The organism is Streptomyces rugosispiralis (assembly GCF_024505145.1).
In the GTDB taxonomy this organism is placed as follows: Bacteria; Actinomycetota; Actinomycetes; order Streptomycetales; family Streptomycetaceae; genus Streptomyces; species Streptomyces rugosispiralis.
In genome coordinates, this window is record NZ_JANIAA010000021.1 from 21033 (window position 1) to 39254 (window position 18222).

14 protein-coding genes are annotated in these 18222 nt (G+C 73.2%); 9 read left to right on the forward strand and 5 right to left on the reverse strand.

The window, feature by feature from the left end; genetic code table 11:
* Nucleotides 1–70 precede the first annotated feature (70 nt).
* The 3 genes from NP777_RS27090 to NP777_RS27100 all read right to left on the reverse strand — a co-directional run bounded on the left by NP777_RS27090 (nt 71) and on the right by NP777_RS27100 (nt 2444).
* Nucleotides 71–958 (reverse strand): EamA family transporter, encoded by an 888-nt coding sequence (locus NP777_RS27090; RefSeq protein WP_256652806.1) that lies wholly within the window; start codon nt 956–958, stop codon nt 71–73.
* Entirely contained in the window at nt 955–1449 is a 495-nt protein-coding gene (locus NP777_RS27095) for a YbaK/EbsC family protein (RefSeq protein WP_256652807.1), read from the reverse strand. The genes NP777_RS27090 and NP777_RS27095 overlap by 4 nt, the downstream gene beginning before the upstream one ends.
* A gap of 155 nt (nt 1450–1604) precedes the next feature.
* Complete coding sequence (locus NP777_RS27100) at nt 1605–2444, reverse strand: tetratricopeptide repeat protein (protein WP_256652808.1); 840 nt, start codon at nt 2442–2444, stop codon at nt 1605–1607.
* A gap of 336 nt (nt 2445–2780) precedes the next feature.
* On the opposite strand from NP777_RS27100, the gene NP777_RS27105 reads away from it, so the two are divergent.
* Nucleotides 2781–3155 (forward strand): hypothetical protein, encoded by a 375-nt coding sequence (locus tag NP777_RS27105; protein ID WP_256652809.1) that lies wholly within the window; start codon nt 2781–2783, stop codon nt 3153–3155.
* 73 nt (nt 3156–3228) lie between these two features.
* Here NP777_RS27105 and NP777_RS27110 read toward each other — a convergent pair whose 3' ends face one another.
* Together NP777_RS27110 and NP777_RS27115 are read right to left on the reverse strand one after the other, a co-directional pair.
* Entirely contained in the window at nt 3229–4869 is a 1641-nt protein-coding gene (locus NP777_RS27110) for a penicillin-binding transpeptidase domain-containing protein (protein ID WP_256652810.1), read from the reverse strand.
* 159 nt (nt 4870–5028) lie between these two features.
* Nucleotides 5029–6807 (reverse strand): dolichyl-phosphate-mannose--protein mannosyltransferase, encoded by a 1779-nt coding sequence (locus tag NP777_RS27115; protein WP_256652811.1) that lies wholly within the window; start codon nt 6805–6807, stop codon nt 5029–5031.
* Between the two features lie 241 nt (nt 6808–7048).
* Here NP777_RS27115 and rsmI point away from each other — a divergent pair, with 241 nt between their 5' ends.
* From rsmI to NP777_RS47805, 8 genes are all read left to right on the forward strand, one after another.
* Entirely contained in the window at nt 7049–7924 is an 876-nt protein-coding gene (gene rsmI, locus NP777_RS27120) for a 16S rRNA (cytidine(1402)-2'-O)-methyltransferase (protein ID WP_256652812.1), read from the forward strand.
* A 186-nt stretch (nt 7925–8110) separates the two neighbouring features.
* Nucleotides 8111–8587, forward strand: a complete 477-nt coding sequence (locus tag NP777_RS27125; protein ID WP_256652813.1) for a hypothetical protein — start codon at nt 8111–8113, stop codon at nt 8585–8587.
* Between the two features lie 144 nt (nt 8588–8731).
* Nucleotides 8732–9652: a TatD family hydrolase gene (locus NP777_RS27130; protein ID WP_256652814.1), complete on the forward strand. Its 921-nt coding sequence runs from the start codon at nt 8732–8734 to the stop codon at nt 9650–9652.
* 109 nt (nt 9653–9761) lie between these two features.
* Nucleotides 9762–10961, forward strand: a complete 1200-nt coding sequence (locus NP777_RS27135; protein ID WP_256652815.1) for a ubiquitin-like domain-containing protein — start codon at nt 9762–9764, stop codon at nt 10959–10961.
* A gap of 86 nt (nt 10962–11047) precedes the next feature.
* Nucleotides 11048–11914: a 16S rRNA (adenine(1518)-N(6)/adenine(1519)-N(6))-dimethyltransferase RsmA gene (gene rsmA / locus NP777_RS27140; protein WP_256652816.1), complete on the forward strand. Its 867-nt coding sequence runs from the start codon at nt 11048–11050 to the stop codon at nt 11912–11914.
* Between the two features lie 1039 nt (nt 11915–12953).
* Nucleotides 12954–13919 (forward strand): 4-(cytidine 5'-diphospho)-2-C-methyl-D-erythritol kinase, encoded by a 966-nt coding sequence (locus NP777_RS27145; RefSeq protein WP_305890180.1) that lies wholly within the window; start codon nt 12954–12956, stop codon nt 13917–13919.
* A 226-nt stretch (nt 13920–14145) separates the two neighbouring features.
* Entirely contained in the window at nt 14146–15966 is a 1821-nt protein-coding gene (locus NP777_RS27150) for an ABC-F family ATP-binding cassette domain-containing protein (protein WP_256652818.1), read from the forward strand.
* Between the two features lie 364 nt (nt 15967–16330).
* Nucleotides 16331–18184, forward strand: coding sequence for a hypothetical protein (locus NP777_RS47805; RefSeq protein WP_305890181.1), 1854 nt, complete (start codon nt 16331–16333; stop codon nt 18182–18184).
* The last annotated feature ends 38 nt before the right edge of the window (nt 18185–18222 follow it).

Consider the following 18222-nt stretch of genomic DNA (forward strand, 5'->3'; position numbering starts at 1 on the left):
GCAACGGAGTTCTGGTACGGGAACGGAGGCAGGTGATCAGCCCGTACGCGGTATCAACCCGTACGCGGTGTCAGCCCGCGTGCAGCATCAGTCCGATGCCCGCCACCATCAGCCCCGCCGCCGCGATCCTCGGACCGCCGAACCGCTCCTTGAAGAACAGCGCCCCGATCGCCGCGCCCACGATGATCGACGATTCGCGCAGCGCGGCGATCGGGGCGAGTTCGGCCCGGGTCTGGGCCCATAGGACCAGGCCGTAGGCGGCGACCGACAGCAGCCCGCCGAGCAGTCCACGCCCCGCGACCGGCCGCAGCTGCCGAAGGAGCGCACCGCGCCGGATCGTCAGGGCGCAGACGGGGATGGCGAAGCCCTCGAGGATCATCAGCCAGGCGATGTAGGCGGGCGGGCTGCCGGAGGCGCGCACCCCCAGACCGTCCACGACGGTGTACGCGGCGATGGACAGACCGGTGGCGACGGCGGCCGTAAGGGCGAGCCACCGGGGCGCGCCCCCGCCGCTCTCCCCGTTCCCCTCGTGCTCGGCGTGCCGCGACCCCCTGATGCCCCACAGCGCCACGCCCACCAGCCCCGCCGAGGCCAGCGCGACCCCCGCCGCCTGCCAGCGGTCCGGCCGCTCGCCGACGAAGACCGCGGCGGCCACGGTCACCACCAGCGGGGCGGTGCCGCGCGCGATGGGGTACATCTGGCCGAAGTCGCCCAGGTGGAACGAGCGCATGAGCAGCAGCTGATAGACCACATGGATGGCCGCGGAGGCCAGCAGATACGGCCAGGCGTCCGCCGCGGGCAGCGGGGTGAACGGCAGCAGCGCCAGCCCGCACAGCGCACCGCCGCCGCCCACCAGGGTGAAGGCGACCAACTGGTCCCTGATGCCGTGCGCGATCGCGTTCCAACTGGCGTGGGTGACGGCCGCGATGAGCACGGCGGCCGCGACCGGCGGGGTCACGCGGGCCGCTCGCGCACATCCACCAGCGTGCCCTCGGCATGCGCGATCAGGGTCTTGGGATCGAGCGGGAAGACGGTGTGCGGAGTGCCCGCCGCGGCCCATACGGTCTCGTGGTCCAGCAGCCGGCGGTCGGCGAGGACGTGGGTACGGGTGCGGTGGCCGAAGGGCGGCACCCCGCCGATGGCGTAGCCGGTGGTCTCCCGCACCAGCGCCGCGCCCGCCCGGCGGACGCTCCCGGCGCCCAGTTCATGCCGTACGAGCTCGACATCGACCCGTGACGCCCCGTCCATCAGCACCACCACCGGCTGTCCGTCCGCCTCGAAGACCAGCGACTTGACGATCTGGCTCAGCTCACAGCCGATCGCCGCGGCGGCCTCGGCGGCGGTACGGGTGGCGTCGGGGAACCGGCGCACCTCGACGTCCAGGCCGAACTCGCGCAGGGCGTCGGCGAAGCGGGGGTGGGCGGCGCTGTCAGGGGTGGGGTCGACCATGGAACGACGCTATCGACGCCCCCGCGCCCCCGCCAGGACTTTTCCCGGCGCTTCCGGCCATGTCCCGGCTGCCCGCGCCGGGCACGCGCCCGGCCGACCCCCCCGTTCGCCCAAGGCACGCTCAGCCGGCGGGCCAGGCGGCCGTCAAGGCGCCCTCAGTCGACGGGCCAGGCGGCCGCGGCCGGGCGGTAGCCGGTCTCCGCGTGAAGGCGCCGTGCGTCGGCGATATGGCGCCCGGCGCGCTCCGGGCAGCCGAGGCGGCGGTAGAGGGCGGCCAGGGTGTGGTGGGTGCGGCATTCGACCAGCCGCAACCCGTGGTCGCGGGCGATGCCCCGGCCCAGCCACTCGCTCGCGCGGCGCATGTCGCCCAGGTCGTCGTAGAGGGTGGCCAGATTCATCAGCATCCCGGCCTCGCCCTCCGCGAACCCGGCCCGGCGATACCCCTCCAGCGCCGCCTGGTGGTGCTCCAGCGACGTCCGCACCTCGCCGGTCTGCCGGTAGAGGGTGGCCAGGCCGTGCCGCATCGCCGCCGCGCCCAATGGATCGGCGGCCCGTCGGGCGGCCCGCAGCCCGGCCTGGGCCGTGGTCTCCCACTCGGGCAGGTGCCGCCGCTGGTAGAGCCGGCCGCGCAGTTCGTCGGCGAGCCGCCAGGCGGTGCGGTGCCGGTCGGTCTCGGCGGCCCGTACGACGGCGGCGACGAGATTGGCGCGCTCGCTCTCCAGCCAGGCCAGCGCCGCGTCGCGCCCGTCGAAGAGGTCCCCCACGGGGCGGTCGCGCGCCACCCGGATCAGTGGCGGGTAGCCGAAGGCCGTGGCGGCGCCCGCGTGATCCAGGTAGAACTCCAGCAACCGGTCCAGGGCCTCCGCGCGCTCGGGCTCGGGGATCTCGGCCAGGGCCCGTTCGGCCGCGTACTCGCGCAGCAGATCGTGCGGGTGGTAGCGGCCCGGATGCGGCGACTCCACCAGATGCGCGGCGTCCAGGGCCCGCAGCAGCACCCGCGCCTCCTGCTCCGAGGAGCCAGCAGGGCGGCCGCGGCGGGCACGGTGACCTCCGGGCCCGGGGCCAGGCCCAGCAGCCGGAACAGCCGCCGCGGCCCGGGGGCCAGGGCGCGGTAGGAGAGGGTGAAGGCGCGCCGTACGGCCGACGCCGGGTCTCCGTCGAGCTCCAGCGCCCCCAGCCGGTCCCCGTCGTCCAGCTCGGCTGCCAGGTCCGCCACCCCCAGGCCGGGGTCGCAGACCAACTGCGCGGCGGCCACCCGTAAGGCCAGCGGCAGCGCGCCGCACAGCTCGCTCGGCCTTACCGGAAGTACGACGACTGAAGGAGCGAGTGACATGCGTGTACGTGGACGCCTGACGGGGGCCGGTCTCGCCATCGCAGCGGCGGCTGTGGTGTCGGGACTGGGCGCGACCGCGGCCGGCGCACAGCCCGCCGACGCCATCGGCACCGAGGCCGAGGCGGCGAACGTCCCGGTCCATATGACCACCGACGCCTACATCCGGTCGGCGCCGCAGACCACCGGCGCCGTCTGGGGCACGGTCCGGTTCGGCGAGGACTGGGACGCCATCTGCTTCACGGAGGGCGGTAACGCGAGCCTGAACGGCCGGACCAGCGACATCTGGGTCCAGCTCGACCAGTGGGGGCCGTCCAACGGCTATGTGACCGAGCCGGCGCTGCAGAACGGCCACGCCGGCCTGCCGCCCTGCTGACCGGCCGAACGCGAAGGAGCCGGGCGGGCGCTCGAAGCGCCCGCCCGGCTCCCGGGGCCGCACCCGCGGAGGGTCAGCCCGCGCGCAGCAGCGCGGCCACGATCGGGCCCGCCGTGTCGCCGCCGTGGCCGCCCTCGGGGACCACACCGGCGGCCGCGATGTCGTCGCGGTACGCGCTGAACCAGCCGTTCGGCTTCTCCTGGTTGTCCACCTCGGCCGAGCCGGTCTTGGCGCCGAAGTCACCGCTCATCCCGGCCATCGCCTCGGCGGCGGTGCCCGAGGTGGCGGTGAGCCTCATCAGCTTCTTCAGCTGGTCGTGGGTGGAGGACTTCATCGTCCGGCTCGCCTTGGCCAGCGTCCGGTCGTCCAGCGACGGCGAGACCAGGTACGGCTGGCGGAAGGTGCCGGTGGAGGCGGTGGCCGCGACCGACGCCATGTTGAGCGGGTTCATCCGCACGCCGCCCTGGCCGATCAGCGAGGCGGCCTTGGAGGCCCCGGACTGCACCGGCACCGAGCCGTCGAAGCTGGACACGCCGGTCTGCCAGTTGAGTCCGATGCCGAAGACGTCCCGGGCCTCCTTGCTCAGGTCGTCGTCCTTGAGCTTCCCCGCCTGGCTGATGAAGGCCGTGTTGCAGGAGCGGGCGAAGCTCTGCTCGAAGGTGCCGTTCTTGATCTCGAACTTCTTGTCGTTCTGGAACTTCCAGCCGCCGTAACTGAAGTACTTCGGGCACGGATGCGACTTGCCGTACGCCGCCAGACCCTTGTCCATCAGCGTCGTCGAGGTGATGATCTTCATCGTCGAGCCGGGTGCGTACGAGCCCTGGAAGGCGGTGTTGAAGCCGCTCGCGGGGGAGTTGGCCAGCGCGAGGACCTCACCGGTGCTGGGCTTGACCGCGACCACCGACGCCTTGGTGCGCTTGCTCACCTGCTGCTCGGCGGTGCGCTGCAGCGATGCGTCGATCGTGGTGCGCAGCGTGCCCGGGGTGCCCTTGGAGAGCACCTTGAGGGTCTTGTCGGGGGACTTGGAGCCCTTGGCGCGCTGGATCCAGGTCTCCACGCCCGCCTCGCCGCCCGCCTTCTTGCCGTACCGCTCGCGCAGCGCGGCCAGGACGGTCTTGAGGGTCGGGTGCTCGGAGGCGGTCAGCTCCTTGCCGTCGCGGTCCACCGCCTTGATCGGCGGCCCCTCGGACGCGCCGGTCTTGAGCGTGTCGCCCTCGGCGAGGTCGGGATGGACCACGGAGGGCTTCCAGGCGACGACCGGCTTGCCGGTCTCGGTGTCGCGGGTCACGGTCAGCGAGGATTCATACGTCCAGGGGACGCTCGCACCGCCGGAGGAGATCCGGGCGTTGACCGAGAACGGCACCTTGGCGCCGCTCGCCTGCCCCGCCTCCAGCGCCACCTTGGCCACCTTGACCTTCGTGCGGTAGCCGCCCAGCGCCGTGGTGGCCGCGCCGGTGTCGTCCGTAAGGGCGGCGGCCTTCGCCGTCTCGCCCGCCGACCAGGCCGCCAGGAACGCGTGGGCGGTGGTCTTGACCTCGGCCGCGCTGGGCGGGCCGGTCTTCACCTTCTTCAGGGACGGCTTGTCGTCACCCGAGCCGGCGCTCGCACCGTCCTTCGCGCCCGATGAATCGTCCTGGCCGCTGCCGCAACCGGCCACACCGACCATGGCGGCGAACACCGCACCGACGATCGCGGCTCTCGCGCCACTCCGCATTTCAGAACCCCCACACTGTGTTCTCGGTTCCCCCATCAGTCGATGGGGGCCGCGGTGCCCGGCACTCTACCGGCACCACGTGAAGCCCCCGCGCCCTCACCGTAGGGGGCGCGGGGGCCGTGGCCGGATCCATACGGTGGGCCCGGGGCCGAGCCGGGGTCAGATCCAGGTATCGAGCCACATCCGGGCCCGCCAGGCGTCCATGGGGATCGTCTGGCCGGTGTAGAGCGGGAAGAAGTAGATGAAGTTCCAGATGATCAGCAGGACGAGCGCGCCCGAGCCGACCGCGCCGATCACCCGGCGGGTCTCGCTCGCGCCCGGTGGCCCCAGCAGCGCGCCGATCATCATCGCCACCCCGAGGCACAGGAAGGGCACGAAGACGACGGCGTAGAAGGAGAAGATCGTCCGGTCCTGGTAGAGGAACCACGGCAGATAGCCCGCGGCGATCCCGCACAGGATCGCGCCCGCCCGCCAGTCGCGCCGCAGCGCCCAGCGGAAGAGCAGGTACAGCAGCGCGAAACAGGCCGTCCACCACAGCAGCGGGGTGCCGATGGCCAGCACCTCGCGGGCGCACTTCTCGGCGGCGTCCCTGGGGCAGCCCTCCTGGCCGGCCCGCGGGGACTCGTAGAAGTACGAGACCGGGCGGGACTGGACCAGCCAGCTCCACGGGTTGGACTGGTAGACATGCGGCGAGTCCAGGTTGACGTGGAACTTGTAGACCTCGGACTCGTAGTGCCACAGGCTGCGCAGCGGATTGAGCAGCCAGTCGAAGGCGCCGCCGGTGCCGTAGCCGCCGCCGTCCGGCTTGCCGGACTCGGCCCAGTGGCGGAAGTAGCCGCTGTGCCGCCAGCCGCGCCCCCGGTCGTAGCTGCCGCTCGCGGTGAACCAGCCCGACCAGGAGGCGATGTACGTGAGGATCGCCACAGGCACCAATGAGACGAACGCCCAGCCGAGATCGCGCCGCAGCACCGCCCGGTAAGGGCGGAGGGCGCCCGCGGTACGGCGGCTGCCCACGTCCCACAGGACGGTCATCAGGCCGAAGGCCGCCAGTACGTACAGCCCGTTCCACTTGGTGCCGATGGCCAGGCCCAGCAGCACCCCGGCCGCGATCCGCCACGGCCGCGCCCCCAGCTTCAGGCCCCGGGCGACCGCCGGGTCCGGCCGGGCCGCGCCGTCCTCACCGGCCGGCAGCGCCGCCGCCAGCCTGGCGCGGGCCCGGTCCCGGTCGACGAGCAGACAGCCGAAGGCGGCCAGCACGAAGAACATCACGACCAGGTCGAGCAGCGCCGTGCGGCTCATCACGTAGTGCAGCCCGTCCACGGCCATCAGCGCGCCCGCGAGGCAGCCGAGGAACGTCGACCGGAACAGCCGCCGCCCGATCCGGCACAGCATCAGCACCGAGAGGGTGCCGAGCACCGCGACCATGAACCGCCAGCCGAACGGGTGCAGCCCGAAGAACTGCTCGCCGAGCCCGATGACCCACTTGCCCACCGGCGGGTGCACCACATACGAGGCCGCGTCGCTGAGCGGGATGTGCTGCGGGGCGTCGAGAATCCGGTCGTTGGCGGATTTCGGCCAGGTGCCCTCGTAGCCGTACTCCCAGATCGACCAGGCGTCCTTGGCGTAGTACGTCTCGTCGAATATGACGTTGTCCGGGCTGCCCAGATGCCAGAAGCGGGTCAGCCCGGCGCACAGCGCGACCAGCAGCGGACCGCCCCAGCCGCTCCAGCGGGCGATTCTCGCCGCCGCCGAGGGGGTCGCGCCGAGGACCTCCCAGAGCCGGGTGCCCGGCTCCGCGTACGGCGGGACCAGCCGCTCCCGTACGCCGGGCCCGGTCCGGCCCCCGTATCCGAAACGGCGCAGCCGGCGCTGCCAGGCCGGCGGCTGCTGGCCGGTGGCTTTGCCCGGCTGGGCGTGGGTCGCGGTGTCACTGCTCACCGGGCCATCGTAGGGAAGCGGTCTGTGAGTGTGGCGGGGAAAGGCGGCGAACGGGGATTCGTGCCCGGTGCGGCGGGCTCGGGGCCGAGCCCGCGGCCGACCCACGTGGCCGGTCGTGGCCGGTCTCCGCCGACCCACGTGGCCGGTCTCCGCCGCCGCCGCCGTGGCCGGTCGTGGCCGGTCTCCGTCGTCGCCGTGGCCGGTCGCCTGGCCCGCCGCGCCCGGCTGCGAGGATGGGGGCGTGACTGGAACGCTCGTACTGGCAGGGACCCCCATCGGCGACACGGCGGACGCGCCTCCGAGGCTGGCCGCCGAGCTCATGGCCGCCGATGTGATCGCCGCCGAGGACACCCGGCGGCTGCGCCGGCTCACCCAGGCCCTGGAGGTGCGCCCGGCCGGCCGGGTGGTGTCCTACTTCGAGGGCAACGAGTCGGCCCGCACGCCCGAACTGGTCGAGTCGCTGGCCGGGGGCGCCCGGGTGCTGCTGGTCACCGACGCGGGCATGCCGTCGGTCTCCGACCCCGGCTACCGGCTGGTCGCCGCCGCCGTGGAGCGCGGGGTCACCGTCACCGCCGTGCCCGGCCCGTCCGCGGTGCTCACCGCGCTGGCCGTGTCCGGGCTGCCGGTGGACCGCTTCTGCTTCGAGGGGTTCCCGCCGCGCAAGGCGGGGGAGCGGCTGACGCGGCTGCGCGAGGTCGCCGACGAGCGCCGCACCCTGGTCTGGTTCGAGGCCCCGCACCGGCTGGACGACACCCTCGCGGCCATGGCCGAGGTGTTCGGCCCGGACCGCCGCGCCGCGGTGTGCCGGGAGCTGACCAAGACCTACGAGGAGGTGCGGCGCGGCCCGCTGGCCGAGCTGGCCGCCTGGGCGGCGGAGGGCGTGCGCGGCGAGATCACCATCGTGGTCGAGGGCGCCCCCGTGCCCGGCCCCGAGGAGGCGGGCCCCGCCGAGCTGGCCCGCCGGGTCGCGGTGCGCGAGGAGGCCGGTGAACGCCGTAAGGAGGCCATCGCGGCGGTGGCACAGGCGGCCGGGGTGCCCAAGCGGCAGGTGTTCGACGCGGTCGTGGCGGCGAAGAACGCGACGGGAAGCGCGCCACGCGAAGGTAAAGCCCCGTAACGAAAAGCAAAGCTCAGGTTAGTAGCCGGGCAGTTGCACGCCAGTTTCTCCATGGCCGTTGCCAAATCTCGCTCAAAGAGCGGGAAGAGGCCGTGCGGTGGCGCCGGGAAAGGCGTCCACTGGTTGTGGAAGACCTGGGGCGATCCCATCCCGGAAGACTTGTCCTGTGTGACAAGAGGAGCTGCCATGAGCGATATAGCGGGAACCTCGAGCGGTGCTCATCCGATTGCCGCCCGCACCTCCGCCGGCCAGTCCGGTGAGGTGGCCCACGAGGCGTACGCCTTCGCCTGCATGAAGTGCGGGCACGGCTGGGAGCGGTCGTACGACATCGAACACCACGTGGACGGCGAGGGCCGCGCCTTCGTCGTCTACTTCACCGGCGGCCGGCGCGTCCCGTCCCCGCTGACGAGCCCCGACTGCGTCAACTGCGGTGCGCATCTGGTGCGGATCATGCGCTCGGGTCAGGTCTCCTCCGTCCTGGAGAGTGCGCGGCGCGGGAGGCCGCACACCACCCGGGACCGCGAGGACGGCACCGGCGCGGCGGACACCGAGGCGGACGCCGCACCGGACCGCGCACCGGAAAACGAGGGCCCCGCGCGACGCCGTGGGCACCATTGGCACCTTCCGAATCTGCTGCATCCCTTTCAGCACCACCGCGACTGAGTACGATCCGGTTCATATGAGCAATTTCACATGAGCCGGTTCGGGCGGGTTCGTATGAGTCGGTTCACCTGAGCCGGGGGCGAGTCAACTGAGCGGCCGGACGCGATTCACCGCACATTCACCGGGATTCATAGAATCGCGCCCATGGCGAAAACAGCATCGACCCCCGGCGGCAGTGGCAAGACGAGCGGCGGGCAAAAGGAAAAGGACCTGCCCCCGCCGCCGCCGGAGCCCCTTCGGGTCCCGGTCGCCGATTCCCACACCCACCTGGACATGCAGTCGGGCACCGTCGAGGAGGCGCTGGCCAAGGCCGCCTCGGTCGGCGTCACGACCGTCGTCCAGGTGGGCTGTGACCTCGCCGGGTCAAGGTGGGCGGCCGAGACCGCGGCGGCGCACGAGAGCGTCTGGGCCACCGTGGCCCTGCACCCCAACGAGGCGCCGCGCATCGTCCTCGGCGACCCTGATGGCTGGTCCCGGCAGGGGGCCAGGGAGCCCGGCGGCGACGCCGCCCTGGACGCGGCGCTCGACCGGATAGCGGCCCTCGCCGCGCTGCCCCAGGTGCGGGGGGTGGGCGAGACCGGTCTGGACTACTTCCGCACCGGCCCGGAGGGCATGGCCGCCCAGGAGCGCTCGTTCCGCCGCCACATCGCCATCGCCAAGGAGCACGGCAAGGCGCTGGTCATCCACGACCGGGAGGCCCACGACGACGTCCTGCGGGTGCTCGCCGAGGAGGGCGCGCCCGACACCGTCGTCTTCCACTGCTACTCCGGTGACGCGGCCATGGCGAAGATCTGCGCCGAGCGCGGCTACTACATGTCGTTCGCGGGCAACGTCACGTTCAAGAACGCCCAGCCGCTGCGCGACGCCCTCGCCGTCGCCCCGCTCGACCTCGTCCTCGTCGAGACCGACGCGCCGTTCCTGACCCCCGTCCCCTACCGCGGACGGCCCAACGCCCCGTATCTGATTCCGCTCACCCTGCGGGCCATGGCCGAGGTCAAAGGCGTCCCCGAGGACACCCTGGCGACCGCCGTGGCGGCCAATACGGCACGCGTCTTCGGCTATTGAGGGGCGATGGCGATCCGAAGCGGGTGATCACACTGCGTGATGATCTTCCTTTGGAGAGTCACCCCCACTCCGCTACAGTCCCGGACCCAACGCCCTGACCAGTGGACTTGTGGAGTGTTACCGGAGTGTTGTCGTGAGCCGTAGGGCCAGCCACCGCGTCCCGGGCGGCCGTGCCGCCGCCCGCCGAGCCGCCCGGCGCGGCGCCACCGGCCGGACCGATCCGATGCGCCGGCTGCTGCCGCAGGCGATGGTGGTCGCCGCCCTGGCCGGCGGCACCTCCGCCTTTGTCGCCCAGGACAAGGCCGTACGGCTCAGCGTCGACGGCGACACGCGCACGTTGCACACCTACGCCGACGACGTGGGCGAGCTGCTGGCGGACCAGGACGTCCGCGTCGGCGCGCACGACATCGTCGCCCCGGCGCCCGGGGAGCGGCTCGGCGACGGCGACGAGATCGCCGTCCGCTACGGCCGTCCCGTCACCCTCACCCTCGACGGGGAGCGCCGCCGGGTGTGGACCACCGCCCGCACGGTTGACGGCGCACTGCGCCAACTGGGGGTACGTGCCGAGGGCGCGTATCTGTCCGCCTCCCGCTCCGCGGCCATCACCAGCCGCGGGCTGCTCCTGCACGTCCGCACCGAGCGCACCGTCACCTTCCTCGCCGACGGGCGCCCCCACGTCGTCCGTACGAACGCGGCCACCGTCGGCGAGGCGCTCGCCGCCGCCGGGCTCACCCTGCGCGGCCAGGACACCACCTCCGTCCCGCGGGACAGCTTCCCGCGCGACGGCCAGACGGTGACGGTGATGCGGATCACCGGCGGCAAGGAGGTCCGGGACCATCCGGTGCCCTTCACCACCGTCCGCCGCGCCGACCCCACCCTCCCCAAGGGCGCCGAGCTGGTGGCCCGGCCCGGCGAGCCGGGCACCCTGCGCATCACCTACCGGGTGCGCAGCGTCAACGGCGTACGGCAGCGGCCGCGGAAGATCGGCAGCGAGATCGTCAAGGCGCCCGTGGCCCGGATCGTCCGGGTCGGCACCAAGGCCGTGCCCGCCGGCGTCGGCGGCCCGGCGGACGGGCTCAACTGGCGGGCCATGGCCCGCTGCGAATCGGGCGGCCGGCCCGACGCGGTCGACGGCTCCGGCCGTTACGGCGGCCTCTACCAGCTCGACCAGGGCACCTGGCACGCCCTCGGCGGCCACGGCCGCCCCCAGGACGCGCCCCCGGCCGAGCAGACCTACCGCGCGAAGAAGCTCTACCAGCAACGTGGCACCGGTCCGTGGCCCAGCTGCGGGGCGAAGCTGCACCGGTGATGGGGCCCCGGTGGGTCCCCGGGGGCCACTCAAGGCGGTGGCTCGGCGAGGACCGAGCCCCGGAAAAGGGGGCCTAAACTTCCTGGGTGAGCTCCACCGACTCCGACGTTCTGCTCGGCCCCGCCGACGTCCGCGAACTCGCGGCGCGGCTCGGCGTACGTCCGACCAAGCAGCGCGGCCAGAACTTCGTCATCGACGCCAATACGGTTCGCCGGATCGTCCGGACCGCCGGGGTGCGCCCGGACGACGTGGTCGTCGAGGTCGGCCCCGGGCTCGGGTCGCTGACCCTCGCGCTGCTGGAGGCCGCCGACCGGGTCACCGCCGTCGAGATCGACGACGTCCTCGCCGAAGCCCTCCCCGCGACCGTCGAGGCCCGGCTGCCGCACCGCGCCGACCGCTTCACGCTGATGCACAGCGACGCCCTGCGGGTGACCGAGCTGCCGGGCCCCGCCCCGACCGCGCTGGTCGCCAACCTGCCGTACAACGTCGCGGTGCCCGTGCTGCTCAATATGCTCGGGCGGTTCCCGAGCATCGAGCGGACGCTGGTCATGGTGCAGTCCGAGGTCGCCGACCGGCTCGCCGCCCCGCCCGGCTCCAAGGTGTACGGCGTCCCGTCCGTGAAGGCCGCCTGGTACGCCCACGTCAAGCGGGCGGGCGCGATCGGCCGCAATGTCTTCTGGCCCGCCCCGAACGTCGACTCCGGCCTGGTCTCGCTGGTCCGCCGGGACGAGCCCCCGCGCACCACCGCCACCCGGGAAGAGGTCTTCGCGGTGGTGGACGCGGCGTTCGCCCAGCGCCGCAAGACCCTCCGGGCGGCGCTCGCGGGGTGGGCCGGTTCGGCGGGGGCCGCGGAGGAGGCTCTGAGGGCCGCCGGGGTCTCGCCGCAGGCGCGCGGCGAGTCGCTGACGGTGGAGGACTTCGCCGCGATCGCCGAGCACGGACCGGCGGCCTGACCACAGGCTCGTTCCCCACCCCGCCCCTCCCCACAACCGGCGCTCCGCCCCGGACCCCACCCCGGGCGCTCTGCCCCGGGCCCCACCCCGGCCGCTCCGCCCCGGGCCCCACCCCGGGCGCTCTGCCCCGGGCGCTCTGCCCCGGGCGCTCTGCCCCGGGCGCTCTGCCCCGGGCCCCACCCCGGGCGCTCTGCCCCGGGCGCTCTGCCCCGGGCGCTCTGCCCCGGGTTCTGCTCTGCCCCGGAGCCCCCGCCGGGGCTCTGCCCAGGCCCCCGCTGGGGCTCCGCCCCGAGCCCCGCTGGGGTTCTGCTCCCGAGCCCCGCTGGGGCTCCGCTGGGGTTCTGCTCCCGAGCCCCGTCGGGGTTCTGCTCCCGGGCCTCGGCCGGGGCTCTGCCCTCCGAGCCCCCGTCGGGGCTCCGCGCTTGACCTGTTGCCGGGGCTCCGCTTCCGAGCCTCCTGCCGGGGTTCCGTCTCCGAGTCCCCCGCTGGGGCTCTGCCCCGGAGCCCCCGTTGGGGGTCCGCGCTCGGCCTCTTGGCGGGCCTCCGCCTCCGAGCCTCCCGCCGGGGCGCCTCCGAGCCCGCGCCGTGGTTCCGCCTCCGAGTCCCCGTCGGGGCTCCGCCCCCGAACCCTGGCTGGGGCTTCGCCCCGGCGCCCGGCGGGGCTTCGCCCCAGGCCCCGCTTCGGTCGTACGACCGGCCGTGGGCCAGGGGGCGGAGCCGCGGACCGGGGCCCCGGAGGTTCGCCGGGCCGCGGGCGGGGTCCAGAGATGGAACCCCGGCGGGGGTGCGGGGGTGGAGAACCCCGGGAACGGGGTCCGGGGCGGAGCCCCGGTTGCGGGAAGGGGCGGGGTGGGGAACAAGCTCGCCGCAGGCGCACCCCCGCACGCGGGAGGGGGTGGGGGGAACAAGTCCGCCGCAGGCGCACCTCCGCGCGCGGGACGAGGGCCGGGGGCAAGCCTGCCGTGGGCGCACCCTCGCGCGCGGGACGGGGGTGGGGGGGGAACAAGCCCGCCGCGGGCACACCCCCGCACGCGGGACAATGGCCGCACCGAACACCCGAACCCCACCGAGGAGCCCCGTGAGCCGTCCCGTGACCGCCCGTGTGCCCGCCAAGGTCAACGTCCAGCTCGCGGTCGGCGGACTGCGGCCCGACGGCTTCCACGACCTGGCCAACGTCTTCCTCGCCGTCGGGCTCCACGACGAGGTCACCGCCACCCCCGCCGACGCCCTCCGGATCACCGTCGAGGGCGCGGACGCCGGTCAGGTGCCGCTGGATCGCACCAACCTCGCCGCCCGCGCCGCCCTCGCGCTCGCCGAGCGGTACGGCATCGAGCCCGGCGTGCACCTCCACATCGCCAAGGACATCCCCGTCGCGGGCGGCATGGCGGGCGGCAGCGCGGATGCCGCCGGGGCGTTGCTGGCGTGCGACGCGCTGTGGGGCACCCAGGCGTCCCGGGACGAACTCCTCGAGATCTGCGCCGAGTTGGGCAGCGACATCCCCTTCAGTCTCGTCGGCGGCGTGGCACTCGGCCGCGGCCGGGGCGAGCTGCTGACGCCGCTGGAGACCGGCGGCACCTTCCACTGGGTGTTCGCCGTGGCGGACGGCGGGCTGTCCACCCCCGCCGTCTACCGCGAATGCGACCGGCTGCGCGAGGCCTCCGGCGCGGGCGCGAGCGTCGCCGACGTGCCCGACCCCGAGCCCTCCCCGGCGCTGCTGGACGCGCTGCGCACCGGCGATGCCACCGCGCTCGCCGCCGCCGTCTCCAACGATCTCCAGCCCGCCGCGCTCTCGCTGCGCCCCGCGCTCGCCGAAACCCTGCGCGCCGGCGCGGACGCGGGCGCGCTCGCCTCCCTCGTCTCGGGCTCCGGCCCGACCTGCGCCTTCCTGGCCAAGGACACCGAGGCCGCGCAGGCGGTGGCGACCGGGCTGGCCGCCTCGGGCACCTGCCGCACGGTCCGGGTCACCTCCGGTCCGGTCCCCGGGGCGCGGCTGGTCGGCGCCTGAGCGAGTGGAGCAAGCGGGTGGAGCAATGGAGCCCGTGGTCGGCGCCCGAGCGGCCGGTCCGTGCCCGAGCGACTGTGGTCCGGGCCCGAGCGCCTGCTCCGGGCCTGAGCGGCCGGTCCGTGCCCGAGCGCGCGGGTCCGTGCCTGAGCCCGTGGTCGGCGCCTGAGCGAGGCGCCCCGCGCGGCGACTACCCTGGGATGCCGATCGATCCGCGTAATGGAGTGTGATGGCGACCAACCTGGTCAACGTTGAATCCGTCGGCAAGGTGTACGGCACCCGTGCCCTGCTGGACGGCGTCTCCCTCGGGGTGAACGAGGGCGACCGCATCGGCGTCGTCGGCCGTAACGGCGACGGCAAGACCACGCTCATCCGGATCCTCGCCAAGCTGGAGCCCGCCGACGACGGCCGCGTCACCCACGCCGGCGATCTGCGGCTCGGCGTGCTCACCCAGCACGACTCGCTCGACCCCGCGGCCACCATCCGCCATGAGGTGATCGGCGACCTCGCCGACCACGAGTGGGCCGGTAATGCCAAGATCCGGGACGTGCTCACCGGGCTGTTCGGCGGGCTGGACCTGTCCGGCTTCCCCCAGGGACTCGACACCGTCATCGGCCCGCTGTCCGGCGGTGAGCGCCGCCGTATCGCGCTCGCCCAGCTGCTGATCGCCGAGCCGGACCTGATCGTCCTGGACGAGCCCACCAACCACCTCGACGTCGAGGGCATCTCCTGGCTGGCCGGTCATCTGCGCGCCCGCCGCTCGGGTCTGGTGGTGGTCACCCATGACCGCTGGTTCCTGGACCAGGTCTGCACCCGGATGTGGGACGTCCAGCGCGGTGCCGTCCACGAGTACGAGGGCGGCTACAGCGACTACGTCTTCGCCCGCGCCGAGCGCGAGCGCATCGCCGCCAGCGAGGAGGCCAAGCGGCAGAACCTGATGCGCAAGGAGCTCGCCTGGCTGCGCCGCGGCGCCCCCGCCCGCACCAGCAAGCCCCGCTTCCGCATCGAGGCGGCGAACGCGCTGATCGAGGACGTCCCGCCGCCGCGCGACAACACCGAGCTGATGAAGTTCGCCAACTCCCGGCTCGGCAAGACCGTCTTCGACCTGGAGGACGTGACCGTCACCGCCGGGCCCAAGGTGCTGCTCAAGCATCTGACCTGGCAGCTGGGGCCAGGCGACCGGATCGGCCTGGTGGGGGTGAACGGCGCGGGCAAGACCTCGCTGTTGCGCGCCCTCGCCGAGGCCGCCCGCAGCGAGGGCGAACAGCAGCCCGCCGGGGGCCGGGTCGTGGTCGGCAAGACCGTAAGGCTCGCGTATCTGTCCCAGGAGGTCGCCGAACTCGACCGGAAGCTGCGGGTCCTGGAGGCCGTCGAGCAGATCCGGCAGCGCGTCGACCTCGGCAAGGGCCGGGAGATGACCGCCTCCCAGCTGTGCGAGAAGTTCGGGTTCACCAAGGAGAAGCAGTGGACCCCGGTCGGAGATCTCTCCGGCGGTGAGCGGCGCCGACTGCAGATCCTGCGGCTGCTGATGGACGAGCCCAATGTGCTCTTCCTGGACGAGCCCACCAACGACCTGGACATCGAGACCCTGACCCAGCTGGAGGACCTGCTCGACGGCTGGCCCGGCTCGCTCGTGGTCATCAGCCACGACCGCTACTTCATCGAGCGCACCACCGACCGGGTGCTCGCCCTGCTGGGCGACGCCACCCTGCGGATGCTGCCGCGCGGTGTGGACGAGTACCTGGAGCGGCGGCAGCGCGCCCTGGCCGCGGCCGCCCCGGCCGCCGCCGCGCCCGCCAAGCAGAAGACCGGCGAACAGGCCGCCCGGCAGCGGTCGGCGGCCGACCAGCGCGCCGCCAAGAAGGAACTGCAGCGCATCGAGCGGCGGCTGGACCGGATCAGCTCGCAGGAGTCCGAGCTGCACGCGCGGATCGCCGAGCACGCAACGGACTTCGCCAAGGTCGCCGAGCTGGACACCCAGCTGCGCGAGCTGACGGGCGAGCGGGACGAACTGGAGACCCGCTGGCTGGAGCTGGCCGACGACGCATGAGCCGACGACGCATGAGCCGACGACGCATGAGCCGACGGGGCACGAGCCGACGACGCATGTGGGTGGCCTGCGGCGCATGAGTCGACGACGCATGATGTGAGTGGCCTGAAAGCATCGTGTGAAGAGGTTGTGCGGCGGCGGCGCGTGCCCTGGCAACGGTCGCGTCACAGGCCGGTCTCAGCTGGTCCATGACCTGGACACCGATCCCTAATGCGCCCCTTACGGGTGATACAAAGAACTCCCGCCTTCCTTCCGCTCAATGGCGGGGTGCCCTGTCCGATTCGCTCCTTCCCGGAGGCTTTTGACCACCGGGATCGCGGGGGAGGCCGGTCGGACGATGGGTCCCGCACCTGAAGGATTTCGCATGTCACAGCCGCCTCCGCCGCCGAACCAGCCGCCGCAGGGCGGTTTCGGCGCGCCGCAGGAACCCGGTTACGGCTACCCACAGCAGCCGCCCACGCCGCCTCCGGGCGAGCAGGGCTACGGCTATCCGCAGGCCCCCGGCCAGCCGCCGCAGACTCCGCCTCCGCCGCCGTCGGCGCCGCCGCAGACGCCCCCGCCGGGCGCCGGCGGCTACGGCTACCCGGACCAGCCGGGGCACGGCCAGCCGCCCCAGGGCGGCCCGTCGCCGTACGGAACCGGCCAGCAGCCTTACGGTCAGCCGCAGTACGGACAGCAGCCTTACGGGCAGCAGCCTTACGGGCAGCCGCAATTCGGCCAGCCGCAGTACGGCCAGCCGTCGCAGGCCCAGTACCCCGGCGGTCCAGGCTCGGGCGGCCCCGGTGGCTCCGGCCAGTCCAAGCAGCGCATGGCGATCATCGTCAGCGCCGTGGTCGCGGTCGCGTTGATCGTCGTCGGCGGCATCTGGTTCGCCACCAAGGACGACGGCGGCGGCAGCGAGGCCAAGGGCAAGGACAAGGACAAGCAGTCCAGCCAGGGCGCCTCCAGCGGCACCACGGGCGGCGGGGACAAGCCCGCCAAGGCCGTGGACGCCAAGCTGCTCGACAAGGTCCCGATGCCCAAGGTCTCCGACCAGGTCACCGTCGAGGGCATGTGGACCACCGACGACACCTTCGTGAAGGCCGGTGTCTACAAGATCGTCGGCTATCCGCTGAGCGGCGGCGACGCCAAGTGGACGATCCCGCTGGACGGCGCGGTCTGCTGGTCCTCGGACCACCTCACCAAGGACGGGCTGACCACGGTCCTCTACCAGGAGGCCAAGCCGTCGGCCAAGGACAAGTACCCCAGCTGCACCGAGGTCGGGCTGCTGGACCTGAAGAACGGCAAGATGCTGTGGCACCGGAACGTCAAGGAGGGTGACGAGAAGGTCCGCTTCGACGAGGTCACCATCGGCGGCGGCACCGTGGCCGCGGGCGGCACCAGCGGCGGCGCCGCCTGGTCCAGCTCGGGCCAGGCCCTGTGGAAGCCCAAGTCGGGCGAGCAGTGCTCGGACGACGGCTACGCGGGCGGCGAGGACAAGCTGGTCGCGGTGCGCCGCTGCGGCGACTACGACAACCCGCAGATCCAGGTCCAGACGCTGAACCCGAAGACGGGCGCGGTGAAGTCGGCCTACAAGGTCTCGCAGGGCATCGACTACGTTCACGTCGCCTCCACCGATCCGCTGGTGATCGGCCTGGACGCCGGTGACTCCACCGGCTCGGCGGTCTCGGACTTCCTGTCCATCGACGACAGCGCCAAGACCGGCAAGGTGCTCGGCAAGATCGGCACCGAGAACGGCAAGTACGACGCCAAGTGCGAGTCGACCAACGTCGAGGGCTGCCGGAAGCTCGCCGTCTCCAAGTCGGCGAACGCCCTCTTCCTCGGCTCCGAGGACCGCACCGACTCCAGTGCGGCGACGGCCAACGAGGTCGTGGCCTTCGACCTGAAGAGCGGCAAGCCGATCGGGAAGACCGACGGGGTCAAGGGCGCCGCCCTCACCCCGCTCGGGCTGGACGAGGACGGCTCGGTCCTCGCCTACCAGGAGAGCACCTGGGAGACCGGCGGCGCGGTCTGGCGGATCGACCCCAAGTCGTACGCGAAGACCAAGCTGCTGCAGAACTCCGTCGCCAGCCATGAGCTGGAGCAGAAGTTCAGCCCCAGCTACTCGGAGATCATCTACTCCGGGGAGCACCTCTACATGGGCGACGTCTACGCCAGCAAGCCCTCGGGCACCTACGACCGGGACGACCCGCTGGCGATCATCTTCGGCGCGAGCTGACGCTCCGAAGTCCGCCCGGCCTCTCCACGGCGGCCCCG